Origin of the sequence: Dyella sp. ASV21 (genome assembly GCF_016428975.1) — a bacterium.
Taxonomy (GTDB): Bacteria; Pseudomonadota; Gammaproteobacteria; order Xanthomonadales; family Rhodanobacteraceae; genus Dyella.
In genome coordinates, this window is sequence record NZ_JAELTT010000004.1 from 1 (window position 1) to 25,593 (window position 25,593).

Genomic DNA, 25,593 nt, shown 5'->3' on the forward strand with positions numbered 1-25,593 from the left:
ACGGTCGCGCTAAGGCGCGCGCCATCGTGAAGCTGCTTTGCCGTGAGGATATTCAAAGCGACAGCACATATCAGCGATCCTTGATCTCTGATGCACCCTCCGGCTTTTCCCTTCATTGCACTCGCAACGGGCAGACCCTAGACAAGAGCGGCTCGTTCTGGCTGATGCCGCGCCCCCTATTCAACGAACTCGGTGACTTATTCGTACCTTTGGAGCGTTGGGTGCATACCCATGGTCGCAAGTTGGTAAAGCTGGATGTGGCCGTCGTCAATGTGCAACCACAGCCGCATAACTTTCTGGTGACCGTGCGATTCATCAATACTGGCGAGCGAACCATTCGATTTAGAGATCCCAGCCTATGGTCAGGGGAAATCTTTGACGAAACGCTCGGTGTTGGCGCTTCGTACCCTGGGGATGAGGGATTGGCGGTGGAACCATTCTTGTCACGAGGCATCGGCTTCCAGCTCGCCGGCGCAGCTCGTATGCCGCTAGGGACCTTAATAAATCAAGGAATCGAACTGGGGCCTGCTGAGGCTCGAGATTTTGTCTATCTGACGGCGCCCACGGGCAGGACTTATCCCGGAACGTTTCAGTTTGGTGTCCTGACACACATGCATATCACAGTGGATAACTCTCCATGGGCGCGAGGTGCTCACGTCGATTTTGCATCGGATGATCACGGCGACCCAAAAGTCAATATCGCTCGGGGTTACCCGTCTACGCCTCAAGAGTTGGAAGAGTACGAAACAGCTCAACGTAAGCTCATGCTGAAATGGCCGGTCCAAATCGGCGGAAAAGCCAAGTTGGAAGGCTATTATCGTCCCTACGACACTCGTGCACGCTCCGACGTGCAAGGTCGTTTTGTGGTGCGTCTGGAGCGGGGGCAGGTTGCTCCCGATCCTGCCGGCCAGTTGGATGTGAGTGGACGCCCGCTAGGCCCTGGTTCCTATAAGTGGCTATGGCAAGCCGATATCGACAGCGTGGTGGAAGCCTCATCTCGCATGCCGTGCCCCAAGAGCGGCCGCTGGCTCGCCAAACTTCCCGAAGGAAGCGCGCGCGTAGGGTATAGCCCGAACGCCGACACCATCGTCACCTGTCAGCGCGGCGAACTACTGCCTGCCGTGGGCTATGCCAATCCTCACGAAGAAGCACGTGTACGTTGGGTGTGGCTGTCTCCATGAGGGGACGCAAGCTGCATTTCCTGCTCGCCCGCATCCCCCCTCAACGCTGCTGGACCCAAGCCCTGCTCGACGCCTGTGATAACGCGTGGGATGGACGACCTGACTAACGGCGGCCGCACGTCCATGTCTCGACTCCCCGTACCCGATAGCGAAAGCAGCGTCTTTCATGGGCGAGTGAAGGGACGGCGCGGGGATGATCCGTGGTGGTGCCGCTTTCGACTATGAGGTTAGCCGGTGGGTGCGGCACATCGACGCCATGTCGATTGCGTTCCCCCTTGCTCGTCGGATAGGTAGGACCAAGTCAAGCTAGTCACTGTGGCTGGCGGCCTGATCCGGCCCATAGAGAGATCCTCATGACCATCGATACCAAGTTTGCGACTCAACGGTACTTGATTTCGTTTGATGACGGCTCGATGGACCATATTCCTCAGGATGATTTTCCATCCGTGGGCGAGGAAGCACATAAGGTGCTTCGTGCGGCAAAGGCCGCCGGCGTCTGGATTTTCGGGTGCGGTGTAGCACGCCAACAGTCGACCATTGTTGCGACAGACGGGACGATCACGGCCGGGCCGGCGCCGGAGGTAAAGGCAGTTATCGGCGGGTTTTCGATCATTGAGGTTTCTTCACGCGAAGAGGCCCATATTTGGGCTGCCAGATTCGCCGCGGCGTGTCGCTGCGCGCAGGAGGTTCGCGAGATCATGTTTGATCCGGAGTCTTGATAGGGGTTTGCCAGGCTGCGCGGCCCAACCATTCAGTCAAGCTCACGCCGCTTTGCGGCACGCTTTAATTCAGGCATTGGGTATCCGCTTTCGACTGGCACGTTAGCCGGTCGATGTAATCCATGGCTGGAATCGTTGGCCAGTCTTCCGAAGCTGAATGTCTGCGCAGGGCATTCATTCAAAACCTGGCTGCAAGCAGCGGTGGCGTCAGGTTCCCTTGCCGCAACTGGTTGGATGGGTGCGGCTATGCTTCGGGGTGGCGGTCGGTCGCGGTGCTGGCCTGAATATACTTCTCGATTTGAGGGAGCATGTTGTGTCCAAGAACTCAAAGGCTAAGCGTGACGCGAAAAGGAAGAAGCTCCCTGCGCGTGCTCATGGCGGCCATACAAGCCGTCAGATTGAGCCTCACGGTGAGATGAAAGACGCGGATGGTCGGGTGATTGCGGGTATTGGGCGCCAGGGCAGCGATTGGGTGTTGGTCATCGGCAATCAGGTCATCGGCGGCGGCGCTAGCGCGGCGGAAGTGATGGCCATGTTCCATTGCCTTGCCGACATTCAGCAGAAGGATGGGGGAGGTGTTTTCAATTCCTACACCGAAACATTCAAGGCTGAGGCCGAGCGTGATGCGCTTGAGCAAGGCATGACGCTTGATGCGTACGTTGAACGTGCGCGCGCGGAAATGGCTGAGCCAGGGACGGAAAGCGCGGATGAGGTCTAAGTGTGGCGCGAGCGGTACGCTCGACCCTGGGTGAGGTAGCCTGGCGAGGCCAGCCGTTGTGCAGGTCGAGAGGGTGGACTCAAGCCATTTCGCCCGAAGCACCGTTGGATTGCGGATGGTTCACGTGGAGGGCGTCGTCGCTGGGGCAGGGGGCGCTCCGCTGAGGCCCTGCCGTGCTGAGTGAACGGCGGCCCTCGGTTTCCCCGGCCCAAAAGAAAAGGGCCTGCATCGCTGCAAGCCCTTGGAATCATGGTGGCCGGGGACGGAATCGAACCGCCGACACGGGGATTTTCAATCCCCTGCTCTACCAACTGAGCTACCCGGCCAAAATGTCTACGCGCATCGATGATGCCGCGTGGAGCCGTGCATTAAATCCGAAGCGAGGGAGTTCGTCAAGCCTTGGCGTCGGGCGGCACGAAACCTTCGGGTGCCTGCACGTCGCCGCCGAACAGGAATTTCTCCATCTCGGTGCTCAGGAACTGGCGCGACTTGGGGTCCAGCGGGTTTAGCCGGTATTCGTTGAGCAGCATGGTCTGATGAGCCAGCCACTGTTGCCACGCTTCCTTGGAAATATCCGCGTAGATGCGCTGGCCGAGCGCGCCCGGCCAGGGGGCGAAATCCAGTCCTTCGGCGTCGCGGCCAAGTTTGGCGCAGTGAACGATACGGCTCATGAGGTGTGGCTCTTTGATGATGGTGTTCTACAAATCGTGGAGCAGGCTGCGCACCGGAGCGGGCAGCCCGAGGGCTGCGCGTTCGGTGGCGTCGCACCAACGCAGGTGGGCATTGTCGCCGATGCGTCGGTGCGCTGTCGCCTGATCGAACAGCAAGGGCTCGATCTTGAGGCGGTAGTGGCTGAACACGTGTACGAATGCGGGAAGGGCCTGTGCGTCGTCGATGCGCGCCAGTGCCTGCGCGGCGCGCCACGCGTGGTCGTGGTCGCTGGCTTCCGGCAGGCTCCACAGGCCCGACCACACGCCTTGCGCGCCACGCCGTTCCAGCAATACGCGCCCATGTGCGTCGCGCAGGATCAGCATCACAGTTTCGCGCGTCGGCACGGCCTTGCTGGGCTTTGCACTGGGCAGCTGTGCGGTGAGGTCATCGCGTTTGGCGACGCATGAGGCGGCCAAGGGACAGGCATTACAGTCGGGGCGCGTGCGCGTACATAGCGTGGCGCCCAGGTCCATGATGGCCTGCGTGTAATCGGCGGTGCGCGTGTCGGGTGTGAACGCCTGCGCGTGCAGCCATAGCTGCTTTTCGATGGCGCTCTGGCCGGGGTGCCCGTGAATGCCCAGGTAGCGGGTAAGCACGCGCTTGACGTTGCCATCGAGAATGGCGAATGGAAGTCCATACGCCTGCGCGAGAATGGCGCCAGCGGTGGAGCGGCCGATGCCTGGCAGTTCGGCCAGGGCGTCGAAATCGCGCGGAAGTTCGCCCTGGTGTCGTTCCACGCAGATCTGCGCGGCGCGTTGCAGGAAGCGGGCGCGGCGGTAATAGCCCAGGCCCGACCACAGTGCCAGCACGGTGTCCTCGTCCGCGGCGGCGAGGGCGCGCAGGGTAGGTAGCGCTTCCACAAAACGCTGGAAATACGGAATCACCGTGGCTACCTGCGTTTGCTGCAGCATCACCTCGGACAGCCACACGCGGTAGGCGTCGCGTGGATGTTGCCAGGGCAGGTCCTTGCGGCCGTGTTCGTCGAACCAGGCCAGCAGAGCGGAGGCGAACGGATTCATGGTGACTTGCGCGTGGTAGCCGGTTTGGCCGGGGTGTTCTTGGCCGGTGCGGGCGTTGCGGCGGTGGATGCGGGGGCAGGCACGTCGTTGCCTGCCTGGATGCTTAGCCCTTCGATACTTATGTCGCCCAGGTCGAGCTTGGCGATTTCGGCGTGGCCACTGCCGGGCGGCACGGCCAGGCGCGGGCCTTCGTCGTGATCGAGCTGGCCCCACCAACTGGCCAGCGTCAGCGGCGGCAGGCGCAGGTCGGCGTGGTTGTCCGGGCCGTCGAGTTTCAGTGCCAGCATAAGCGGGTTGCTTTCGTCCGCCGGGGTCAGCTCGATCGCCATGGTGTATTCGCCGCTGTCGGCATGATCGAGCTTGCCCGCCAGGTGCGCGGAGGCATCGGCGGCGCCGCGCCAGCGCGCGTCACCCAGCAGGTGCAGCGTGAGCGTATTGCTGTGCGAGAGCTGCAGCGCAATGTTGTCCAGCTGCAATGCCTGGCCTTTGATGCGTGGCGTCAGTGTGAGGCGAAGCTGGGTGGGCGTGCCTTGTGAATCCTTGGCCGATGCGGTGAGTGCGAACACGTGCTCGGCAGCAAGACGCCCGGTCAGCAGATCCACATCGCTGAGCAGCAGTTGATTACCGCGCACCAAGGTGCCGCGCGTAATGTGCACGCCGGCATCGATGCTTGGAATGCTGGTGGGTGCGGCGTTGGGGCCCGAGGGCAGGTCGGCGAACCACGACTGCAGGGCATCCAGATCCACGCGCGGGGAATCGATCTGCATTTGCGAGATGATCGTTTCGCCGCGAAACAGCGTGCGCCAAGGCAGTGCAAGTGAGCCGCGCGCGGCCAGCAGGATCGGCATGCTCGCGCCCTGCGCATTGAGCGTGATGCCTTCCAGTTCCAGTGCGGGGCGAGGAAACAGCGCGGGCGTGGCGGGGCTGGACAGGCTCAGCTCCAGCCCCGCGGCGCGAGCCTGCGATTGCAGCATGGCGGTGATGCGCTCGGGCTGCAGCAGTACATGCACGGCCACCAGGGCGGCGGCGACCAGCGCCAGCGTGACGCTGCTGGCGATCAGCAAGCTTAGTCGGAGCCAGCGCGGCACCGGTCGGCGCCCCTCAGCCCTGGCCCAGGCTGGCGGGCAGCAAGCCGTCGACGTAGGCCTCCGCGTCGAATACGCGCAGGTCGGTGGCGGTTTCGCCCAGGCCGACATAACGGATCGGCAGGCCGAACTCTCGCGCCAATGCAAACACGACGCCGCCCTTGGCGGTGCCGTCGAGCTTGGTCACGACCAGGCCGGAGACGCCCACGATCTGGCGGAACTGGCGTACCTGGTTCACGGCGTTCTGGCCGGTGGTGCCGTCGATCACCATGAGCACTTCGTGCGGCGAGTCGACATCGATTTTCTTGAGCACGCGGGCGATCTTGCCCAGTTCGTCCATCAGGCCCGCCTGGGTATGCAGACGTCCGGCGGTATCGGCGATCAGCACGTCCACCTGTCGCGAGCGCGCGGCCTGCAGTGCATCGAAGATCACGCTGGCGGCATCGGCGTCCTGGCCCTGGGCGATCACCGGTACCTGGTTGCGCGCGCCCCAGGTCTTGAGCTGCTCTACGGCGGCGGCACGGAAGGTGTCGCCAGCGGCGAGGATCACCTGACGGCCTTCGTCGCGATAGCGGCGCGCCAGCTTGCCGATGGTGGTGGTCTTGCCTACGCCGTTGATGCCCACCGTGAGGATGACGAACGGCTTTTGGCCGCCGATCGACAAGGGAAGTTCTACCGGGCGCAGCATGCTGATGAGCGACTGGCGCAGCGCGGCGAGCAAGGCGCCCGCATCGGCGAACTCGCGCTTGTGCATGCGCTTGCGCAAATCCTCCACCAGCGCGGTGCTGGCTTCGACGCCCACATCGGCGGTGATCAACGTGGTTTCCAGTTCATCCAGCAAGTCGTCGTCGAGCTTGGGGTGGCGGACGAACAGCGAGCTGAGGCCTCGCGCAAAGGCGCTGCCGGCCAAACGATCGCGCCAGCTGCGCTTGGTCGGCGCTGCGGCTTCGGCAATGGCCGCGCGTTCAAACGCTTCGTCTTCGGCGGGGGCATCGGGCGACGGCGGGGTTTCGGCCAGCACCTCGTCCAGGGCGGGCGTGGCATGTTCCAGCGAAGCGGCATCCGTGTCGTGCGGCAACCCGGCCGGCGGAGCGGGCTCGGCCGCAGGCGCGGCAGGCGGGACCGGAGGCGTTTCAGCGGGTTTCTTCTTCCAGAACTTGAGCATTGCGGCGAGGATTCAAAGACAATGGGCGGCATGCTACCACCCCGACCCATACTCACCGCTGAGCCGTGCCCGCCGTGAAGAGTGCGCCTGGGCGCATCCGCATCATCGGCGGCCAACTGCGCAACTCCCGTCTCGATGTCCCTGAACTGCCCGGCCTGCGTCCCACGGCCGAGCGGGTGCGGGAGACGCTGTTCAACTGGCTGACCCCGGTGATTTCCGGGGCGCGCTGCCTGGACCTGTGCGCCGGCACGGGCGCGCTGGGTGTGGAGGCGTTGTCACGCGGCGCGGCGGCGGTGCATTTCGTGGAGCGCGATGCACGCGCGGCCCAAGCCCTGCGCGACAACCTGGCGCGGCTCAAGGCCAGCGGCGGCGAGGTGACGGCGGCGGATGCACAGGCTTTTCTGCAAGGGGCGGCCCAGTCGTTCGGGTTGGTGTTTCTCGATCCCCCCTTTGCGCAGAACCTGTGGACGCCGCTGGCCGAGGGCCTGGAGCAGGGCGGCTGGTTAGCGCCAAGCGCGTGGATCTATGTGGAGAGCCCGAAGGGTTTGCCGCCGGTACTACCTGTTGCGTGGAGCCTGCATCGTGAAGGAGCCGCCGGTGAGGTGCGCTATGCGCTGTATCGCCGTACGGCGGCGGTTTCCTGACCTTGGCGTATGGTCCGGGCGAAGGCTAGGCGAGGATCGCGAACAAGCCTAAGCTAGCCGCCCCTGCTCCCCAGTGGTTCATCACGTGAACAAGCCGCCGGTCAATACGCGTCTCGCTGTCTACCCTGGCACTTTCGACCCTATCACCAATGGCCACGCGGACCTGGTGGCGCGCGCCGCGCCGTTGTTCGAGCGGATCATCGTGGCGGTGGCCGAGAGTCCCAACAAGGGGCCGGGCTTCAGCCTCAACGAGCGCATTACATTGGCGCGCCTGGCACTGGCGGACCTCAAGAACGTGGAAGTGCGCGGCTTCGATGGTTTGCTCGCGCATTTCGTCGACGAGGTGGGGGCGGGCGTGATCATTCGCGGCCTGCGCGCGGTGTCCGATTTCGAGTACGAGTTCCAGCTCGCCAGCATGAACCGCCACCTGATTCCGCAGGCCGAGACGCTGTTCCTTACCCCGGCCGAGCAGTACAGCTTCATTTCCTCCACGCTGGTGCGCGAAATCGGCCGTCTGGGCGGGGATATCTCCGGGTTCGTTCACCCGGCGGTGCAGCAGGCCATGCGCCAGCGCTGGCAGCGGAGCTGATTTTCGCGTCGCACTGCAGCACGGCCAACGGTGTCGGGCCGGCTCGCCGTCGTGTATCCTCGCCCGCATCCTGCGGACAGGACAGTCACTCGCCGCGGACCAGGGGCCGAAGGGTTTGGCGCGCGCGCCGCAACCGGCACTTCCCCCGGGTTTTCCGGTGCAGTCGCGTGACGGCTGGATGGTCCAGTCATCCAATGGATCCATAGCCCCAGATTCCACCATCCAAGGTGACACACATGTACAAGTACGCCCTCATCGCCGCCATCGCGCTCGCTGGCACCCTGTCCATCACGGCCTGCAGCCAGCAGGAAGAAGCCCAGCAGCCCACCGAGCAGGTTCAGGCCGTGTCCAAGCCGACCGACCCGAACGACTCCAAGGCGTGGAACGCCTACCTGGGTTCGATCGTGCAGAAGAACATGCAGGGCATGACGGCCGACCGTCCGTTCCCGTACCTGGTGCCGGCCGGTGACAGCGACGACGCCAACGCCCTGCGCCAGCGTCAGCTCGACCAGGTGCAGGACACCGTGGCCCGCGGCGTGCTGCCGGGCAACATGCTGGTGTTTGCCGGTCCGGATTCGGGCAAGACCGCCGAGTTTGTGACCGAGGCCTTCAAGGACGCCAAGCCGGGCGCGTTCAAGGACGTGATCGTGCTGGTGATCGGCGACGCCGCCGATAAGGATCGCGTCTCCACCGTGCTGCAGCCGACCGGCGCCACGGTGCGCTACGTGAACATGTAAGCGCGGGGTTTCCTCGCTGAAAACAGGCCCGCGATGCGTCAGCGTCGCGGGCTTTTTCGTTTTTGGTGGCAGGCACTTAGGTTCTTGCGGCGGGTTTGGTCGGCCGCAGCGGACGGGACTAGCGTGTAAACTGAGCCAATGTCCCTGAAAATCCTCGATACCTGCGTCAACTGCGACGTCTGTGAACCGGCTTGTCCGAACAAGGCTATCTCGCTGGGCGAGGAGTACTACGTGATCGATCCGTCGTTGTGCACCGAATGCATCGGGCATTACGACCAGCCGCAATGCGTGGAGGTGTGTCCGGTCGAATGCATCATCGTCGACCCCCAACACACCGAGACGCATGAACAGCTCGAACTGAAGTACCACCACCTGATGGCCGTGGCCGGCGATGCCGCCGGGGCAGCGTCGGGCGCTTCTGCAAAGGACAAGGCATGACGTTTTCGTTCAACTGGCGCGCAGCGCTGCTTGGTTTGCTGGTTGCCACCAGCGCTGCATACGCCGCCGATGGCCGCCCACCTGTTACCCCCGCCGCCGCGCCTGCGGCCCTGGCCCAGCGCCCCGGCCATGCCGGTATCGCCAGCGCCAATTTCCACGCCACGGAAGCCGGCCTGGAAGTATTGGCCAAGGGCGGCAATGCATTCGATGCCGCTATTGCCGTAGCGGCCACCTTGTCGGTGGTGGAGCCGGAGAGTTCCGGTATCGGCGGTGGCTTTATGGCGGTGCTTCATCGCGCCGACGGCCGTGAGGTGTTCATCGATGCGCGCGAAACCGCGCCGGCCGCGGTGAACCCCAAGGATTACCTCGACAAGAACGGCGAGCCCAATCGCGACACCGCGCTCAATGGCCCGCTATCCGCGGGCATTCCCGGTGAGCCGGCTGGCCTGGCATGGCTTGCCACGCATTACGGCAAGCTGCCGTTGAAGGATTCGCTGGCACCTGCCGTGCGCGTGGCGCGCGATGGCTTTGTGCCGGATGGCCGCCTGATTAACGCCATTGCCGAGCGTGAGCAGGACATCCGCCGCTGGCCCGCCTCGGTGGCCAAGTATCTGCCAAGCGGCAAGCCGCCGGTGGCCGGGCAGACCTGGAAGGATCCCGATCAGGCGCGCACGCTCGAACTGCTGGGCGAGCATGGCTTCGATGGTTTCTATCGCGGCGAAATCGGCAAGAAGCTGGTGGACGCCGTGCGCGCCGCCGGTGGCAACTGGACGGCCAAGGATCTGGAGAGCTACCAGATCAAGGAGCGCACCCCGATCAGCGTGGATTACCGCGGCTATCGCGTGGTCACCGCGCCGCCTGCCTCGTCGGGCGGCGTGGCCGTGGCCGAGATCCTCAACATTCTTTCCGGCTACGACCTCACCAAGCTGGACGAGCCGCACCGCCTGCACCTGGTGATCGAGGCCATGCGTCGCGCCTTCCGCGACCACAACGATTATCTGGGCGATCCGGACTTTGTGAAGATGCCGCTGGATATGCTGCTGTCGCCGTATTACGCGGCCGGCTTGCGCCAGACCATCCTGATGGACAAGGCCACGCCGTCCTCGATGCTGCCGGCCAGCACGGGCATCGATCCGGGCATGCACACCACGCATTTCTCCGTGATCGACAAGGACGGCAATATCGCCTCGATCACGCTCACGGTGAACTACACCATGGGCTCCACGTTTGTGGCCGAGGGCACTGGCGTGCTTCTCAACGATGAGATGGACGACTTCGCGCTGGTGCCGAACAAGCCCAACGTGTACGGCCTGCTGGGCAGCGCGGCCAATGCGCCGGCTCCGGGCAAGCGCATGCTGTCGTCGATGACGCCGAGCATTGTGTTCGGCGCCGATCGCGTGGGCGTGATCGGCTCGCCGGGCGGTTCCACCATCATCACGCAGGTGCTCGAAGGCATCCTGGCCTTTATCGATGGCAAGGACGCCAAGGGCATCGTGGCGCAGAAGCGCTTCCACCATCAGTACATGCCTGACCGCGTGGACGTGGAGCCGGGCGCGTTCTCTCCGGCCACGGCCGAAGCGCTGACCCGCATGGGTTATACGCTGAAGGACCGCAACCCCTGGGGCTACATGAACGTGGTCACGTGGGATCTCAAGACCAACACGCTCGACGCCGCCAGCGATCCGCGTCGCGAATCGGGTCTGGGCAAGGTGCAGTAGCGATGGAGCTTTGGTCGCTTATCGGTAATTCCCAGAAGCTCGATGGCGGGGCCATGTTTGGCAATGCGCCTCGGGCGCTCTGGTCGCGCTGGATTGCGCCGGATGCGGAGAACCGCATTCCGTTGGCCTGCCGCTGCCTGCTGGTGAAGAATCTGGACGGCAAGAACGTGCTGTTCGAAACCGGCATCGGCGCGTTCTTCGAGCCCTCGCTGCGTGAGCGCTACGGCGTGGTGGAAGACCGGCACGTGTTGCTTGATTCGCTGGCGCAGGTCGGCCTGCGCCACGAAGACATCGATGTGGTGGTGCTGTCGCATTTGCACTTCGACCACGCTGGCGGCCTGCTTGCCGCATGGGAAGAAGGCCAGCCGGCGCGGCTGTTGTTTCCCAAGGCAACCTATGTGGTCGGCGCCGAGCATTGGCGCCGAGCGCTGGCGCCGCATCCGCGCGATCGCGCGTCGTTCGTGCCAGAACTCCAGCCGCTGCTGGAAGCCAGTAACCGGTTGGAACTGGTGGAGGGCGAGCATGCCGCGGCCTTGGGTAGGGCGGTACGCTTCAGCTATTCGGACGGCCATACGCCGGGCCTCATGCTGTCGGAAGTCGGTGGCGTGGTGTTCTGCGCGGACCTGATTCCGGGGCGGTTCTGGGTGCATCTGCCCATTACGATGGGCTATGACCGCTACCCCGAGGCGCTGATCGATGAAAAGCGGCGTTTCCTGGATGACAAGCTGGCGCGGGGCGTGCGGTTGTTCTTCACGCACGATCACGATTGCGCAGTGGCGCGCGTAGTGCGTGACGAGCGGGGGCGTTACGGCACGACGGACGAACAGCGCGAACTGCGAGGCTGAACGGACTGACACGGTCGACACGGGGGAAGACCGCTATGCAACGATGGCTACGACGTGTGCTGGGTGCCCTGCTATTGCTCGGCGGCGCCGGACTGGTGGCGATGACCGAGCAGGGTTTGCTCGATCACCAGCGCGCTGCTGAGCGCCATGGTGGACAGATTCTCGACCTGGGCGCGGGCGGCACGCCGGAGTCCGGCCAGCATGGCTACCTCGCGCGTATCACCGGTCCAGTCCGCGTGGTGGAGGAGCCCTACGATCCGGAGTTCGGACAGCGCGCATCGACGCCACTGTTGATCCGTCACGTGGAGATGTTCCAGTGGCGCGAAGTGCGGGTGAGCGGCGAAGTCCACTATGAGCTGGATTGGGTCGACCGTCCGCTGGATTCCCGTCGTTTTGCGCAACCCGGCGGTCACCTCAATCCTTCACGCTTCCCGATCCAGGGCAAGCAGTTCGATGCAGGCCAGGTGCGTGTCGGCGGTTATGCGCTGGCGCCCGCGTTGCTGCATGCTTTGCCGGGCAGTGACATGCTCACGCCCAACCCCAAGTCGTTGCCGCCCAACCTGGCGGCCAGCTTCGCGCTTTACGACCACTACTTCACCACCAGCGCCAAGCCGGAGCAGCCACGCTTGGGGGATGTGCGGGTGAGTTGGGAAATCGTGCCGATTCAGCCGGTAACGGTGTTTGCGCAGATCGACGGTGATCAACTGGTGCCGGCCGCGCATGCAGCCGACGGCAAGGGATTCGATGTGCAGGTGGGCGAGCGCACGCTGAGCGATCTGGCACCCGACGTGCCGCAACCCCCGAATTTCGTGTGGCTGCGTCGTTTGGCTGCTTTGCTGTTGGGCGCTTTGGGCGTGCTGTTGTTGCTGCCGGACCGCCAGCGCACGCATCACGATGGCCTGCTCGCGCTGGGCACCAGTTCGCTGCTGATCGGCGCAGTCGCCAGCGTGATGTGGCTGGGGACGGATCTGGCCCTGGGCGGTGCATGGTTCTTGCTAGCCCTGGTCGGACTGGGCCTGGCGGTGTGGCGGATGCGCGCGATACCCCACTGACGGCCGGGGGCGTCATCCCGGCAGGCACCGGGATGAGCGCCAGCTCATGTGCTTAGTTGGGGCGCTGGTCCGCAAAGGCGTACACGTGATCGGCCCACTGGGTGGCCTCCAGGTAAATCGCCGCCATTCGACGGATCACCTGCGGCTGTACTTCGCCGCTGCGCAGGTCGCCGGCTTCCCAGGCACGAATCTGTTCGAGCAACGGTGCGAAGGGCCCCTTGTTCTCCAGCAGCGCGCTGCTGATCTCGCGTGCCAGCGGCAGATGCCACAGCACGAAATCCATGGGTGCCTCCATCAGCGTATCCAGCAGCGAGAACAGGCCGGCGGTGAACGCCATTTCGCGCTGCTCGGGCGCCATGTGTTGCGCGAGCTTCTCGGACATGTGGGCACGGATCAGCGCGGCGCGCAGCAGTTCCGGCGGCCGATCGCCCATGCCACTGAGCGCCATGATGTAGATCCAATTGCGCATGCGTGCGGCGCCGAAGAAGATCGCGGCTTGCTGCACGGATTTGAGCTGACGGGGCAGGGCGAAGTATGCGGAGTTCACGCAGCCCAGCAGCTTGTAGCTGAGGATGGCGTCGTCGCGCACGATCTGGCCCAGCTCGACCGGACCCGGGTTGCCCTCCTGCAAGGCCTTCATCAGGCGCAGCAGGCTCAGGCGATTGGCGGTGAGCACCGGCACTTCGACCGGTTCTGGCTTGAGCAGGAACTGGCCTTGCACCGCCTGCACCGGTAACTCTTCGCAACGGCGGTAGGTAGAGTGATCGTCCACGTGGCCAGCGACCACATGCGTGCCGCGTGCGTGCAAGTACTCGCTGCGCGTGCGCAGCGTGGCCGGATCGAGCTTGCTGGCGTCCAGTCGAACGAACTGCACCACCTTGAGCAGCGGCTCCACGGCGGCGTTGAATTCCAGTTCTACATCGCCGGCATCGAGCATCAACGGACAGCCGCGCTGCGCCATGCGGGTGAGGCGCTCCACCAGGGCGGTATCCGCGGCAGCCTGCGGGTCCAGCAGCACGCCAAAGCGCGGCTGATGCTGCAGCACGTCGGTTTCTTCCATCAACAGGTCGCGGGTCAGGCGCAGAAAGGTGCGGTTGCCGCGCACCAGGCGCGCGAGCGCGCCATCGGTGATGGTGGCAAGCGCCCGGCGCATGAGCGCAGCCTCGTCCTCGTCGTCGTTCTGGAACACGATCTCATAGGCGAACAGTTCGCGCTTGGTGTCCAGCATCGGCAGCCGTATGACCGGCAGCGGTTGCTCGCTGGCGGAGGCGGCAGACGCGTCGAGGGCGGAGGGGATGGCCGCAGCTTCGCTCATGGTCGGTCGATCAAGTGGAAGTGGGAGAAAGGGGCGACGTTGGCCGCCTGTTGTTGCATGCGCCGCGAGTCAACTTTCGCGTGCACCATGAAATCAAGCCTCAGCCAGGGGTTGCGAGCGCAGGCTCGTGCGCAGTTCGCCTGCGCGGCCGTACACGCTTGCTTCGACATCATCGGTGCCCGTCAGCACGGCCAGCGCCTTGCGCACCTGCTGCAGACGGATACCCACCAAGTTGCCGTTGCGCTGGTTGAGCTGCTGGCAGGAGCGCAACGACTGCAGGATCTGCTGCCATACCGGGGCAAGTGCGCGGCTGGCTTCGGGGGCGCCCTGGCTGAGCTGCACGCGTTCGCTGTCGAGCTGCTCCAGGCGGAGCATCAATGCATGCTTGCTGGCGCCGGCGCGGTTGAGCGCATCGACATCGGCCGTTTCCAGCGCGAGGCGCTCGGTTTGCAACGTATCGGACAATTGCTCCACTGCCAGCCGCATCTCCTCGACCGCGGCCATCAGGGCATGGTCCAGTTCGGCTTGCAGTGCGTAGTTCATGATTTACCGCTGATCTGGCTGTCCAGCGACATCATGCGATCGGCGATGCGGCTGGGGTCGATCTTGTAGGTACCGTTGGCCAGGGCCTGGCGCACCTGCTCTACCTTTTTGGTGTCGACAGTGGCGCCGCTGTGGGTACGGGCGGCTTCCTGGAGGGCGCGCGCGGAGTCAGTCAGCTGCACACGGTCATCTCCGCTGTTGCTGCCGGTGGTGGCTTCGGTGCCGGGGGCGCTGGTGGCACCCTGCGTCGAAGCACTGCCCTGGCCGGAAGGGGCCTGGGGGAGCTTGGGCAAGCCATTGTTGGAAATTGTGGTGTTCATGGGTCCGTTCTCAAAGTACGTAGGTTTGGCCCTGTTGATCTCAGGATCGGCCGGATGGCCGCAAACTTTAGTGGTCTATGCCGCCACAAGCTATGGGAGGGCGAGTACCTCGCCCGGTGCCATCACCATGGCGTCGATGACTTTGCCGGAACTGCCATTGCGCACGCGCAGGCGCGAACCGCTGTCCCCGCTGCCCAGGGCAATGCCGCTGGCGCGCACCTCGATGCCATTGAGGCGGGATATCAGCTGTACCTGATCGCCGGCCTTGACCGCCGTGCGGCCGCCGAGCGCGTTGGGGGTAAGCACGGTGCCGGCGCCTATGGCGCGCGAGAGGGTACGCCCCTCGACCTCGCCCATGTCGCTGACATAGCCGTAGCCCAGGCGGGTGATATCGCGTTCTTCACTGTGTACGTCGTCCGGGCGCACGCCATCGCCACGCTGCAAGGGGCGGGCAATCACCAGCACCTGGCGGAACACCTGCAGCTGTACGGGCACGCGCACCGTCCAGCCGTCCGGCTGGGGGCAGCGCACGGTGACATTCATGCGCGGCATCAGGCGGGTGCCTTCCTGCAGGCTGGCGTTGAGCGCCGCCGGGCAAGGGGACAGCTGCAAGCGCGGGTCCAGCGCGGCGGCCTGGGCCACCACGCGGCTACCAGGCGTGTCGTACTGGCCGCGCAGCCATTGCTCCGCCGTCGCGCGTGCCGCCTGCACCGTATCCACGGCGTAGGCAGGCAGCGCGGCAGCGCATAGCAGCAGGGCGGCCAGCGGGCGACAGGTCATAGGTCGGCCAGCAGCACGTTGAGCTGGGCCAACATCACTTCGCGTTCGCTTTCCAACTGTTCGACCATCTGGCTGGCCTGATCGAGCTGGCCGTCGGTAAGCAGGGTGGCGAAGGTGCTCCCCTGTTCACGCAGGCGCTCGCCGGAGGCCGTGATCGCGTGAGCGGCCGGATGGCTGCCACGAGCCTCTGCCAGGCGCTGCAGCGTGCGCGAGAGCGCCTGGGTATCGAACCAGCGGCGATCGAGCGCAGCCGGCTCCTGCAGGGCGAGTTCCATGGCCTGGCGCAGACTCTGGGCCGCTTCGCGCACGGTCAGGCTGAGGCTGGCCGGGTCGTGGCCGCTTTCGCTCTCCAGCCAATCCAGCGAGAGGCGGTGCGAAAGCAGGGCAGCGCGGCTAAGCGCCTCGGCCTGGCGGCTGGCCTCGGCCGCACGACGGTGCCAGGCGCCCAGGGCGGCCTGCGCGGCGACCGCGCGGGCGTGGTGGGCGTCCTGATTCTTATGCATGGTGGTGATGCGCTCGCCGACCTGGCGCAGTGCTTCGCCGCTGTCCTGCAAGGTGGTGCCGGTCTGGGCCACGCCGTCCTGGGCGCGCTCCAGGCGCTGCAAGCCTTGTTGCACGTCGCCATCCAACTGCAGTGAGAAGTCGCCGATGGAGCCGGTGACCTGTTCGATCTCGGCGGTGGCCTGGCTGGTCTTCTCGGCCAGCTGCTTCACTTCGTCGGCCACCACGGCAAAGCCGCGGCCCGCCTCGCCTGCGCGCGCGGCCTCGATGGCGGCGTTGAGCGCCACTAGGTTGGTCTGGTGCGCGATTTCCTGCACCACGCCGGTGAGCTTGCGGATCTGCGCCACCTGTTCGGCCAGGCGGCTCTGGTTGCGGTTCATGGTGGAAAGGGCGGTGCGCAGCAGGCGGAGCTGACCGTCGAGCTCGCTTACGCTGCGCTCGCTCGCCTCGCCGGTCTGGCGGGCGTAATCCAGGCCGGTGGTGATCTGCTGCAGGGCCGTCGAGATTCCGGCACTGCCATCCGTCAAGCGACCGACACCATCGCGGCTCTCCTCGGCGGACTGGCGCATGCCGGCCTGCTCCCGCACCAGGGCTTGCGAGGCGCTGAGCACCAGGCCTTGCTGCTCCAACGTTTGCAAGGCCACCGCAGCCGGCGGGGGCACGGTGGACACCGCTTTGAGCAGCGGCGCCAACGCCTGCGCGGCGCGGGGGTGGCGGGCGGACAGCTGTGCCACGCGCGCCCGATCACCTGCGGCGGCGGCGCGTGCAAGCTCGGTGAGGTGCTGGCTCCAGATCAGACTCATGGGCGAATCGTTCCTTCCTTAAAAGGTCGTCCCGGCATCGGCGGGACAGCTCGGAACTTGAGAAAGCAAGCGACGTGCCATGCCTGGAGGGGCGGCGCCTCAAGCGGTCGCCTTTTTGGCCGATACGCGACCTGTAACCCGCGGCTATGGCCGCATCGCGAGGAGTCCGCATGAGCGGCGCGTGGATGGAAAAGGTGGAGCAGCAGACCCGGCTGGCCGGTCACAATCGGGTGGCCATGCTGCTGTTCCGGATGGGCGACGAGCAACTGTTCGGCATCAATGTATTCAAGGTGCGCGAAGTGATGCGCCGCCCGCCGATGGAGCGCATGCCCGACGCCGTGCCGCTGGTGGCCGGTAGCTGTGACTACCGCGGCCAGACCATCCCGGTGATCGACCTGGCCGTGGCCTTGGGTTACCCGCCGCTGCGTTCGGAGCCTTTGGCCCACCTGATGGTGACCGAGTTCAGCCGTACGGTGCAGGGCTTCCTGGTGGCCGAGCCGCAACGCCTGGTGCATTGCGCGGGCGAATCCCTGGCGACGCCGCCGCCCGCGCTGGGCTTTGGCACGCGGGTCAATGCGGTTACCCGCATCGATGGCGCCCTGATCGCCATCGTGGATGTGGAGCATGTGCTTGCCAGCCTCAACGCTACCGCAACCGAGCTATCGGGGCCGATGCAGCGCATTGCCCGCGTGCATGATCTGCAGCCGCGGCGCGTGATGGTGGTGGACGATTCGCTGGTGGCCCGCAACCAGTTGGTGAACCTGTTTCGCCAGATGGACGTGGAGTGCCTGGTCGCCCAGGACGGTCGCGAAGCGTTGGAGCGCCTGACTGAGCTGGCCAAGGCGCCGGACGAGAAGCATGTGACTCTGGTGGTGTCGGATATCGAGATGCCGCGCCTGGACGGCTATGCGTTGACGCGGGCGATCCGCGAGACGCCGGAGCTGCGTTCGCTGAAGGTGGTGCTGCACAGCTCGATCAGCGGCATCTTCAACGAAGCGATGGTGCGCGAGGTGAATGCCGATCGCTTTGTGGCGAAGTTCCAGCCGGATGTGTTGGCGCAGACGGTGTTGGATCTGATGCCGGAGAACTTGGGCTCGTTCTGAGTTCTTGGGTTCGCTCGAGTTTTGGGCTGCGCACACGATTGCTCATGCCGAATGCCGAGGCATCATCCCTGCGAAAGCAGGGGGTGCTTTTCAACAGCCGAAGGGCTGGCAACCCAGTGCCTTTGGCTTCTTGTTGCGGTGATGCGCAGACCTGGCCGCCTGCGCGGCGGGCGTTTCGATCGCCTGCGGGCTCGGCGAGGGTGCTCCCGCATACAACCCTGCCGCGCGCGCTCCATCCACCAATCCGCCCGTCAAAACCCTGGCGACGGGAAGCCGCTATCCCCCCTGTCGAAAAGCTGACACCCGCTCGGATCAACGCTGATAAATCATCGCCCCGTATCGCGCAAACCCAGTAACCGCGCGGCCTGCGGTGACATCGTCAAAGCGTGGCACGCAAATTGCTGAAATCCTCCCGCGGTCATCCCCGCAGGAGTGAGTGATGAGTTCGATCAACGACAACTTGTTCGGTTTGCACACCCAGGCGCTCGACCTATGGCAGCGTCGTAGCGAAGTGCTGGCAAGTAACCTGGCCAATGCCGACACCCCCGGCTATCTCGCGCGCGATGTCGATTTCAAGAAGGCGCTATCGCAGGCCAGCGGTAACAGCGAACAGTTGCCGATGACCATTACTCAGCAGGGGCAGATCAATCCTCAGGCCCAGGCCCAGCAAAAGCTCGCCTATCGCGTGCCGAGCCAGCCGTCGATGGACGGCAACACCGTCGACACCCAAACCGAGCAGGCCAACTTCGCCGCCAACGGCGTGCATTACCAGGCCAGCCTTTCCTTCATCACCGCGCAGATTCACATGTTGCGCACCGCCATCACCGGAGGCCAGAGCTAATGTCGATGTTCAAGATCTTCGATGTGGCCGGCTCGGGCATGGCAGCGCAATCGCTGCGCTTGAATACCGTCGCCAGCAACCTCGCCAACGCGGACAGCGTATCGGGCACACCCGAAGGCGCGTATCGCGCCAAACAGCCGTTGTTCGCCGCCGTACAGCGCGCCATGGGCGGCGCCAGCAGCGCCGACGCCGATAGCGCGGTGGGCGTGCAGGTGAAGGGCGTAACCGAAAGCCAGGCCGATGTGCAGAGCCGCTACGAGCCAGGCAATCCCATGGCCGATGCCAACGGCTACGTGTACGGCAGCAACGTCAATCCCATCGACGAGCTGGTGAACATGATTACCGCGTCGCGTTCGTACCAGAACAACGTCGAAGCGATGAACACCACCAAGCAGCTCATGCTCAAGACCCTCGACCTCGGTAAGTAAGCCGGGAGGATTCCTACGTGTCGACCATTCCCAGCACCAACAACGCCGCCAGCTCCAGTAGCTCCAGCAACGCGGCCAACCAGAGCAACTCGTCCAACGTAAGCCAGGCGCTGTCGGGCACGATGACGCAGGCCGACTTCCTCAAGTTGATGACGGCCCAGCTGCAGGCGCAGGACCCCACCAATCCGGTGGATAACTCGCAATTCGTGTCGCAGATGGCGCAATTCAGCACGCTATCGGCCACGCAGCAGCTGGACACGGATCTGCAGAGCTTCAGCAGCAACATGAACGCTGCCGTGCAGACCTCGCAAGTACTCAGTTCGTCCAACCTGGTGAACCGCTCGGTGCTGGTGCCTGCCAGCAGTGTGAGTTTCGACGGCAGCGATGCGGTGAAGGGCGCGGTGAATGTCACGAGCACTGGACCGGTGACGGTGCAGGTGCAGGACGCCTCGGGCAATGTGCTGCGCACCATGTCATTGGGTACGCAAGGCGCGGGTCTTTCGCAGTTCACCTGGGACGGCAAGGACGACAGCGGCAATGTGCTGCCGGCCGGCAGCTACACGCTCGCCGCCAGCAGCGGCAGCACCACTCTCAATACGTATGTGGCGGGCACGGTTACCGGCGTTGGTTACGGTGGCAGCTCGCTGGGTACCTACCTGCAGGTCTCCGGCGTGGGCGGTGTATCGCTCAGCCAGGTCGCGCAGATCCTGTGACGCTCAACGCAACACTCTAGAACGAGGATCCAAACATGGCTCTCAGTACGGCGCTCAGTGGCATCAACGCGGCGCAGTCCGACCTCAATGTCATCGCCAACAACATCGCCAACGCCAACACCACCGGCTTCAAGGGTTCGCGTGCGGAGTTCGCGGACATCTACGCGGTGACCGGACTCAACCTCAACTCCACCGTGGTGGGTTCGGGTACCTACCTGCAGGACGTGGCCCAGCAGTTCAGCCAGGGCGACATCCAGACCACCAACAACAGCCTTGACCTGGCGATCAACGGCAACGGCTTCTTCGTCATCAACAATGGCAACGGTGCGACCTATACGCGCGCCGGTGATTTCATGCAGAACTCCAACGGTTTCGTCACCACGCCGGACGGTTCGCGCCTGCAGATCTATCCGTCCAACGGCGCCGGTGGTTTCGACCAGAGCCGCCTGACGGATTTCAGCTGGATGACCGCGCAAAGCAACGCCACGGCCACCTCCACGGTGACCATGGCATCCAACCTGCCGGCCAGCGCCACGGTGCCGACCAATCCGTTCAGCCCCAGCGATTCCACCAGCTACAACGCTCCCGCGCCGGTGACGGTGTACGACTCGCAGGGCGGTTCGCATCAGGCCACGATCTATTACGTCAAGACCGGTACCAACACCTGGGACGCCAACCTGTACGTGGACGGCCAGAGCGCCGGCACGCAGCCGATGACCTTCAACAGCACCGGTCAGCTCACCGCGCCGTCCAACGGCGTGCTGGCATTCAACAGCGTGAACCTCAACAACGGTTCCTCGCCGCTGCAGCTGTCGATCAACGTGGCCAACACCACTCAATATGGCACCGCTTACTCGGCGGGCTCGATCACCCAGAACGGTTTCCAGGCTGGCACGCTCAGCTCGCTCAACATCGACGGCAGCGGCGTGATCACCGCCAACTACTCCAATAACCAGAGCGCACAGATCGGCAAGGTGGCGATTGCCAACTTTGCCAACGTGCAGGGTTTGGATCAGTTGGGCAACGTGAACTGGGCCGCCAGCACGCAATCGGGTCCGGCGGTGCTGGGCACGGCGGGCGTGGGTCAGTTCGGCAACATCCAGTCGGGTGCGTTGGAAAGCTCCAACACGGCTGACACCACCTCCCAGCTGGTGAACATGATCCAGGCGCAGCGCAACTACCAGGCCAATGCGCAGGTGTTGTCCACCGACAACACGCTGGCGTCGGCGCTGTTCAACGCCGTTTCGCGCTGATAAGCCGCCATGGATCGTTCCGTCTATGTAGCGATGACCGGGGCCACGCAGATCATGCGCGCCCAGGACGCGGTGAGCCACAACCTGGCGAACGCTTCCACGGTCGGCTTCAAAAGCGAGCTGTCCGCGTTCCAGAGCGTACCGGTGCTTGGCACCGGTACGCCCTCGCGCATCAACGCGGTGACGCAGGGCATCGGGCAGAGCGCGACGCAGGGTTCGTCCATCAACACCGGTCGTTCGCTGGATATTTCAGTGCGCGGCAACGGGTGGATCGCGGTGCAGGCGCCGGACGGTAGCGAAGCCTACACGCGTGCCGGTGACCTTCAGCTCACCGCCGATGGTGGGCTGACGGACTCGCGCGGCAATCCGGTGCTGGGTAGCTCCGGCCCCATCACCATTCCGCCCGCGGCCGAGATCAATGTCGGCGCCGACGGCACCATTTCCAGCGTGCCGCTGGGGCAGGGGCCCAATTCGGTGACCACGCTGGATCGCATCAAGCTGGTCAACCCGGATGCGACGCAGCTCGCGCAGGGTAGTGACGGGCTGATGCACATGACCGACGGCAGCACCGCCGAGCAGGACAACAACGTGATCGTGTCCTCGGGCGTGCTGGAGGGCAGCAACGTCAACCCGTCCGCCGAGCTGGTGAAGATGATCGCGTTGTCGCGTCAGTACGACATGCAGGTGAAGTCCATCAAGACCGCCGAGGACGACGCCGACTCCAGCCTCAAGCTGATGCAGTCGAGCTGACCGCCCAACTTATTCATGGAGTGACCGATGTTTTCCTCATTGTGGATTGCCAAGACCGGCCTCGATGCGCAGCAGACGCGCATGGACGTAATCTCCAACAACCTGGCCAACGCCAACACCACTGCGTTCAAGAGTTCGCGTGCGGCGTTCCAGGACCTGATGTACCAGAACAAGGCGCAGCCCGGTGGACAAACCACCGAGCAGACGCTGTCGCCCTCCGGCCTGATGTTGGGTACCGGCGTGCGCGTGGTGGGCAACGAAAAATTGTTCACCGAAGGCAACCTCACCCAAACCGGCAACTCGCTGGACGTCGCCATCCAGGGGCGTGGCTTCCTGCAGGTGAGCATGCCCGATGGCAGCGTCGCCTATACCCGCGATGGCTCGCTGCACACCGATGCCAATGGCCAGTTGGTTACCGCCGATGGCTATCCGTTGGAGCCGGCGATCACGCTGCCGCCGAATGTGCAGAGCGTCACCATCGGTGCGGACGGCACGGTGTCGGCGACGACCACGGCTTCGGCTGCGCCTGCGACGCTGGGCACGCTGCAGCTGGCTGACTTCATCAACCCCGCCGGCCTGCAGCCGATGGGCCAGAACCTCTACCTGGAAACCGCTTCCAGCGGTGCGCCGCAGACCGGCCAGCCGTCCCTCAACGGCATGGGCTCGCTGACTCAGGGTTCGCTGGAGTCCTCCAACGTGAACGTGGTGGAGGAAATGGTGAACATGATCGAGACGCAGCGCACTTACGAAATGAACTCCAAGGCCATCAGCAGCACCGACCAGATGCTGCAGGACCTGACCGACAAGATGTGAGCATTGCCATGGTGTCTTTCCGCGTATTGCCTCGCCTTTCCCTCGTGCTGGTGTTCTCCGCGCTGGCGGGCTGCGTCATGCCGCAGCCGCGCGACGACCACCAGTGGGCAGCCACCATGCCGGCGGAGCCGACGGCGCCGCCGCCGACGGATGGCTCCATCTATCACGCCGAACAGGGCATGGAGCTGTTCAACGATGCGCGTGCGCATCGCGTGGGCGACATCCTCACCATCACGCTGGTGGAAAGCACGCAGGCGTCCAAGAAAGCCACCACCAACACCAGCAAGAAGGACACCAGCACCATCGCCGCGCCCAGCATCCTTGGGCATACGCTGAAAGTGGCCGGTTCCACGGCCGATACCAGCCTCAACGGCAATCGGGCGTTCGATGGAAGCGGCGACAGCAGCCAGAGCAACCAGCTTTCCGGTTCCATCACGGTGACGGTGGCGCAGCGGCTGTCCAACGGAAACTTGTTGGTACGTGGCGAGAAGATGGTCACCATCAACCAAGGGCAGGAGCAGATCCGCATTTCCGGCATCGTGCGTCCGCAGGACATCCTGCAGGACAACAGCGTGCCGTCCACGCGCGTGGCCGACGCGCAGATCGGTTACACCGGCAAGGGGGCGCTGGCCGATGCGAATACGCAAGGCTGGCTGTCACGCTTCTTCAGCTCCAAGTGGATGCCCTACTGATGAACGCTCAGACCAGCTTTGATCGTTCCACGCTGCGTCGCCTTGCAGGTCGCGCCTTGTCGGCATGGCGTGGCGTGGCCATCGTGCTGTGTGCCAGCCTGTCGGTGAACCAGCCGGTGCATGCCGACAAGATTCGCGATCTGGCCCAGGTGGCCGGCGTGCGCACCAATCAGCTCATCGGCTACGGCCTGGTGGTGGGTTTGGATGGCAGCGGCGACCAGACCACGCAGGCGCCGTTCACCACGCAAAGCCTGGAAAACATGCTGGTGCAGTTCGGCATTACGGTGCCGGCCAACGTGCGCCCGCAGCTTAAGAACGCCGCCGCGGTGACCGTGACGGCGCAGTTGCCGGCGTTCGCCAAGCCGGGCCAGATGATCGATGTCACCGTGGCTTCCATCGGCAACGCCAAGAGCATTCGTGGCGGCGAACTGTTGATGACCCCGCTGCGCGGCGCCGATGGCAACGTCTACGCCATGGCGCAGGGCAGTGTGGTGGTGGGTGGTATCACCGCATCGGGCAAGAGCGGCTCCAGCGTGCAGGTGAACATCTCCGCCAGCGGTCGCGTGCCCAACGGCGCGACGGTGGAGCGGGCGGTGGCGTCCTCCTTCACCAATGGCGGCGATCTGGTGCTCAACCTCAACACTGCCGACTTCACTACGGCCACGCGCATTGCCGAGGCGATCAACCGCACCTATGGCGCGGGCACGGCCAGCGCGATGGACGGCGGTTCGGTCAGCGTGCGCGGCCCGCTTGACCCTGCCCAGCGCGTGGCCTGGATGGGCGCGATCCAGGGGCTGGAAGTCGCCCCCGGCGATGCACCCGCCCGCGTGGTGGTCAATTCGCGCACCGGCACCGTGGTCATCGGCTCGGAAGTGCGCGTGACGCCTGCCGCCGTTGCGCACGGCTCCATCCAGGTCACCATCACCGAGACGCCGCAAGTGAGCCAGCCCGGCCCCTTCAGCAAGGGCGGCCAGACCGTGGTGGTGCCGCAGAGCGACATACAAGTCAGCGAAGACGGGGCGCACATGTTCAAGTTCGGCCCGGGAACCAACCTCGACACCATCGTGCGCGCGGTGAACCAGGTCGGCGCATCGCCCACCGATCTCATTTCGATCCTGCAGGCGCTAAAGCAGGCCGGCGCACTGCATGCCGAGCTTGTGGTGATCTGATGGCGATCAGCGGCGACGCCAGCAATAGCCTGAACACCTGGACGGATCTGTCCGGGTTTCAGGCGCTGCGCAGCAGTGCGCAGAGCGACGCGAAAGCGGCGTTGCCTGCAGTCGCCAAGCAGTTCGAGTCGATCTTCACCCAGATGATGCTCAAGTCCATGCGCGAGGCCAGCCCTGGCGATGGAATGTTCGACAGCGACGCCGGCAATGCCTGGCGTGACATGTTCGACCAGCAGCTGTCGATCGAGCTGTCGCAGCATGGCAATGGCCTGGGCATTGCCCAGATGCTGGTGCGTCAGCTGGGGGGCGCCAGCACCAATGGCGCCGACGCGGCCTCCACTGTGGCGACGAGTGATGACTGGCAACAGCGCTTGCGCTCAGTCATGGGCGCCGCGCGTTCGGCCGGCGACAAGGTGCTCAAATGGCTGCCCCAGGACGCTCAGGAGTTCGTGCAGCAGCTTGCGCCGTACGCGGAAAAGGCCGCCCAGAAGCTGGGCGTGTCGGTGCGGGCAGTGCTGGCGCAGGCGGCGCTGGAGACCCAATGGGGCCAGCACATGCCATCCCATTCCAATGGCAATACCAGCAACAACCTGTTCGGCATGAAGGCGGGCAGCAGCTGGGACGGGGACAAGGTGAGCGTGCCTACCCTGGAGTTCGAGGACGGCGTGGCGGTGCGCAAGCGCGCCCAGTTCCGCGCCTATGACAATCCTGGCCAGTCGTTCGACGACTATGCCCAGCTGGTTTCCGACAATCCGCGCTACGCCAAGGCGCTTAATCACGGTGACGACGTTGTGGGCTTTGCCCGCGGCCTGGTCAATGGTGGCTACGCCACCGACCCGGGCTACGTGCAGAAAGTAGTCGCCATCGCCAACAGCCCGGCCATGCGCGAAGCGCTGGAAGCGCTCAAGAAATTGGGCAACGGGCCGAATTCCTCCGAGTGATCTGTTC

General features: G+C 64.6%; 29 protein-coding genes and 1 tRNA gene. 20 read left to right on the plus strand and 10 right to left on the minus strand.

What is annotated here, in order from left to right:
• The 3 genes from JHD67_RS02115 to JHD67_RS02125 form a co-directional block, all read left to right on the plus strand.
• On the plus strand, window positions 1-1,181 hold a 1,181-nt coding region (locus JHD67_RS02115), incomplete at its 5' end, for a hypothetical protein (protein ID WP_233171588.1).
• Between the two features lie 353 nt (window positions 1,182-1,534).
• Complete coding sequence (locus tag JHD67_RS02120; RefSeq protein ID WP_199096839.1) at window positions 1,535-1,900, plus strand: YciI family protein; 366 nt, start codon at window positions 1,535-1,537, stop codon at window positions 1,898-1,900.
• Between the two features lie 313 nt (window positions 1,901-2,213).
• On the plus strand, window positions 2,214-2,618 hold the full coding sequence (locus JHD67_RS02125; protein WP_199096840.1) for a hypothetical protein: 405 nt from the start codon (window positions 2,214-2,216) through the stop codon (window positions 2,616-2,618).
• 250 nt (window positions 2,619-2,868) lie between these two features.
• On the opposite strand, the gene JHD67_RS02130 is transcribed toward JHD67_RS02125, so the two are convergent.
• From JHD67_RS02130 to ftsY, 5 genes are all read right to left on the minus strand, one after another.
• Window positions 2,869-2,944 (minus strand) — tRNA-Phe (locus JHD67_RS02130).
• 66 nt (window positions 2,945-3,010) lie between these two features.
• Window positions 3,011-3,289 carry an oxidative damage protection protein gene (locus JHD67_RS02135; protein ID WP_199096841.1) on the minus strand — a complete coding sequence of 93 codons (279 nt, stop codon included), beginning with the start codon at window positions 3,287-3,289 and terminating at the stop codon, window positions 3,011-3,013.
• 27 nt (window positions 3,290-3,316) lie between these two features.
• Window positions 3,317-4,348 carry an A/G-specific adenine glycosylase gene (gene mutY / locus JHD67_RS02140; protein ID WP_199096843.1) on the minus strand — a complete coding sequence of 344 codons (1,032 nt, stop codon included), beginning with the start codon at window positions 4,346-4,348 and terminating at the stop codon, window positions 3,317-3,319.
• Entirely contained in the window at window positions 4,345-5,436 is a 1,092-nt protein-coding gene (locus JHD67_RS02145; RefSeq protein WP_199096845.1) for an AsmA family protein, read from the minus strand. Before JHD67_RS02145 ends, mutY begins: the two co-directional genes overlap by 4 nt.
• Before the next feature lie 13 nt (window positions 5,437-5,449).
• The gene (gene ftsY, locus JHD67_RS02150) at window positions 5,450-6,598 is read right to left on the minus strand and encodes a signal recognition particle-docking protein FtsY (protein ID WP_199096847.1); all 1,149 of its coding nucleotides are present in this window, start codon (window positions 6,596-6,598) and stop codon (window positions 5,450-5,452) included.
• 74 nt (window positions 6,599-6,672) lie between these two features.
• Here ftsY and rsmD point away from each other — a divergent pair, with 74 nt between their 5' ends.
• From rsmD to JHD67_RS02185, 7 genes are all read left to right on the plus strand, one after another.
• Window positions 6,673-7,242, plus strand: coding sequence for a 16S rRNA (guanine(966)-N(2))-methyltransferase RsmD (gene rsmD, locus JHD67_RS02155; RefSeq protein WP_199096849.1), 570 nt, complete (start codon window positions 6,673-6,675; stop codon window positions 7,240-7,242).
• A gap of 85 nt (window positions 7,243-7,327) precedes the next feature.
• Window positions 7,328-7,831, plus strand: a complete 504-nt coding sequence (coaD, locus tag JHD67_RS02160; RefSeq protein WP_199096851.1) for a pantetheine-phosphate adenylyltransferase — start codon at window positions 7,328-7,330, stop codon at window positions 7,829-7,831.
• Between the two features lie 236 nt (window positions 7,832-8,067).
• Entirely contained in the window at window positions 8,068-8,568 is a 501-nt protein-coding gene (locus tag JHD67_RS02165; protein ID WP_199096853.1) for a hypothetical protein, read from the plus strand.
• Between the two features lie 138 nt (window positions 8,569-8,706).
• Window positions 8,707-9,006: a YfhL family 4Fe-4S dicluster ferredoxin gene (locus tag JHD67_RS02170; RefSeq protein WP_199096855.1), complete on the plus strand. Its 300-nt coding sequence runs from the start codon at window positions 8,707-8,709 to the stop codon at window positions 9,004-9,006.
• The gene (gene ggt, locus JHD67_RS02175) at window positions 9,003-10,724 is read left to right on the plus strand and encodes a gamma-glutamyltransferase (protein WP_199096857.1); all 1,722 of its coding nucleotides are present in this window, start codon (window positions 9,003-9,005) and stop codon (window positions 10,722-10,724) included. Before JHD67_RS02170 ends, ggt begins: the two co-directional genes overlap by 4 nt.
• A gap of 2 nt (window positions 10,725-10,726) precedes the next feature.
• Complete coding sequence (locus JHD67_RS02180) at window positions 10,727-11,569, plus strand: MBL fold metallo-hydrolase (RefSeq protein ID WP_199096859.1); 843 nt, start codon at window positions 10,727-10,729, stop codon at window positions 11,567-11,569.
• A gap of 35 nt (window positions 11,570-11,604) precedes the next feature.
• On the plus strand, window positions 11,605-12,621 hold the full coding sequence (locus tag JHD67_RS02185) for a TMEM43 family protein (protein ID WP_199096861.1): 1,017 nt from the start codon (window positions 11,605-11,607) through the stop codon (window positions 12,619-12,621).
• A gap of 52 nt (window positions 12,622-12,673) precedes the next feature.
• On the opposite strand, the gene JHD67_RS02190 is transcribed toward JHD67_RS02185, so the two are convergent.
• The 5 genes from JHD67_RS02190 to JHD67_RS02210 all read right to left on the minus strand — a co-directional run bounded on the left by JHD67_RS02190 (window position 12,674) and on the right by JHD67_RS02210 (window position 16,883).
• Window positions 12,674-13,936 carry an HDOD domain-containing protein gene (locus JHD67_RS02190; RefSeq protein ID WP_199096862.1) on the minus strand — a complete coding sequence of 421 codons (1,263 nt, stop codon included), beginning with the start codon at window positions 13,934-13,936 and terminating at the stop codon, window positions 12,674-12,676.
• A gap of 93 nt (window positions 13,937-14,029) precedes the next feature.
• Window positions 14,030-14,479, minus strand: a complete 450-nt coding sequence (locus JHD67_RS02195; RefSeq protein ID WP_199096863.1) for a flagellar protein FlgN — start codon at window positions 14,477-14,479, stop codon at window positions 14,030-14,032.
• The gene (gene flgM, locus JHD67_RS02200) at window positions 14,476-14,799 is read right to left on the minus strand and encodes a flagellar biosynthesis anti-sigma factor FlgM (RefSeq protein ID WP_199096864.1); all 324 of its coding nucleotides are present in this window, start codon (window positions 14,797-14,799) and stop codon (window positions 14,476-14,478) included. Before flgM ends, JHD67_RS02195 begins: the two co-directional genes overlap by 4 nt.
• A gap of 90 nt (window positions 14,800-14,889) precedes the next feature.
• Window positions 14,890-15,579 (minus strand): flagellar basal body P-ring formation chaperone FlgA, encoded by a 690-nt coding sequence (gene flgA, locus JHD67_RS02205; RefSeq protein WP_199096865.1) that lies wholly within the window; start codon window positions 15,577-15,579, stop codon window positions 14,890-14,892.
• Window positions 15,576-16,883 (minus strand): methyl-accepting chemotaxis protein, encoded by a 1,308-nt coding sequence (locus JHD67_RS02210; protein ID WP_199096867.1) that lies wholly within the window; start codon window positions 16,881-16,883, stop codon window positions 15,576-15,578. Before JHD67_RS02210 ends, flgA begins: the two co-directional genes overlap by 4 nt.
• Window positions 16,884-17,053: 170 nt before the next feature.
• Between JHD67_RS02210 and JHD67_RS02215 the strand changes: the two genes are divergently transcribed.
• From JHD67_RS02215 to flgJ, 10 genes are all read left to right on the plus strand, one after another.
• On the plus strand, window positions 17,054-17,986 hold the full coding sequence (locus JHD67_RS02215; protein ID WP_199096869.1) for a chemotaxis protein: 933 nt from the start codon (window positions 17,054-17,056) through the stop codon (window positions 17,984-17,986).
• A 439-nt stretch (window positions 17,987-18,425) separates the two neighbouring features.
• Entirely contained in the window at window positions 18,426-18,827 is a 402-nt protein-coding gene (flgB, locus tag JHD67_RS02220; RefSeq protein ID WP_199096871.1) for a flagellar basal body rod protein FlgB, read from the plus strand.
• Entirely contained in the window at window positions 18,827-19,255 is a 429-nt protein-coding gene (gene flgC / locus JHD67_RS02225) for a flagellar basal body rod protein FlgC (protein WP_199096873.1), read from the plus strand. Before flgB ends, flgC begins: the two co-directional genes overlap by 1 nt.
• A gap of 17 nt (window positions 19,256-19,272) precedes the next feature.
• A complete protein-coding gene (locus JHD67_RS22845) occupies window positions 19,273-19,968 on the plus strand; it encodes a flagellar hook capping FlgD N-terminal domain-containing protein (protein WP_199096875.1) in 696 nt (231 codons plus the stop codon).
• A gap of 35 nt (window positions 19,969-20,003) precedes the next feature.
• Window positions 20,004-21,221: a flagellar hook protein FlgE gene (flgE, locus tag JHD67_RS02235; RefSeq protein WP_199096877.1), complete on the plus strand. Its 1,218-nt coding sequence runs from the start codon at window positions 20,004-20,006 to the stop codon at window positions 21,219-21,221.
• Between the two features lie 9 nt (window positions 21,222-21,230).
• A complete protein-coding gene (gene flgF / locus JHD67_RS02240; protein ID WP_199096879.1) occupies window positions 21,231-21,971 on the plus strand; it encodes a flagellar basal-body rod protein FlgF in 741 nt (246 codons plus the stop codon).
• A gap of 27 nt (window positions 21,972-21,998) precedes the next feature.
• Window positions 21,999-22,784: a flagellar basal-body rod protein FlgG gene (flgG, locus tag JHD67_RS02245; RefSeq protein WP_199096881.1), complete on the plus strand. Its 786-nt coding sequence runs from the start codon at window positions 21,999-22,001 to the stop codon at window positions 22,782-22,784.
• An 8-nt stretch (window positions 22,785-22,792) separates the two neighbouring features.
• Entirely contained in the window at window positions 22,793-23,476 is a 684-nt protein-coding gene (flgH, locus tag JHD67_RS02250; RefSeq protein WP_199096883.1) for a flagellar basal body L-ring protein FlgH, read from the plus strand.
• A complete protein-coding gene (locus JHD67_RS02255) occupies window positions 23,476-24,645 on the plus strand; it encodes a flagellar basal body P-ring protein FlgI (protein ID WP_233171589.1) in 1,170 nt (389 codons plus the stop codon). The genes flgH and JHD67_RS02255 overlap by 1 nt, the downstream gene beginning before the upstream one ends.
• The gene (gene flgJ / locus JHD67_RS02260) at window positions 24,645-25,586 is read left to right on the plus strand and encodes a flagellar assembly peptidoglycan hydrolase FlgJ (protein ID WP_199096885.1); all 942 of its coding nucleotides are present in this window, start codon (window positions 24,645-24,647) and stop codon (window positions 25,584-25,586) included. The genes JHD67_RS02255 and flgJ overlap by 1 nt, the downstream gene beginning before the upstream one ends.
• The last annotated feature ends 7 nt before the right edge of the window (window positions 25,587-25,593 follow it).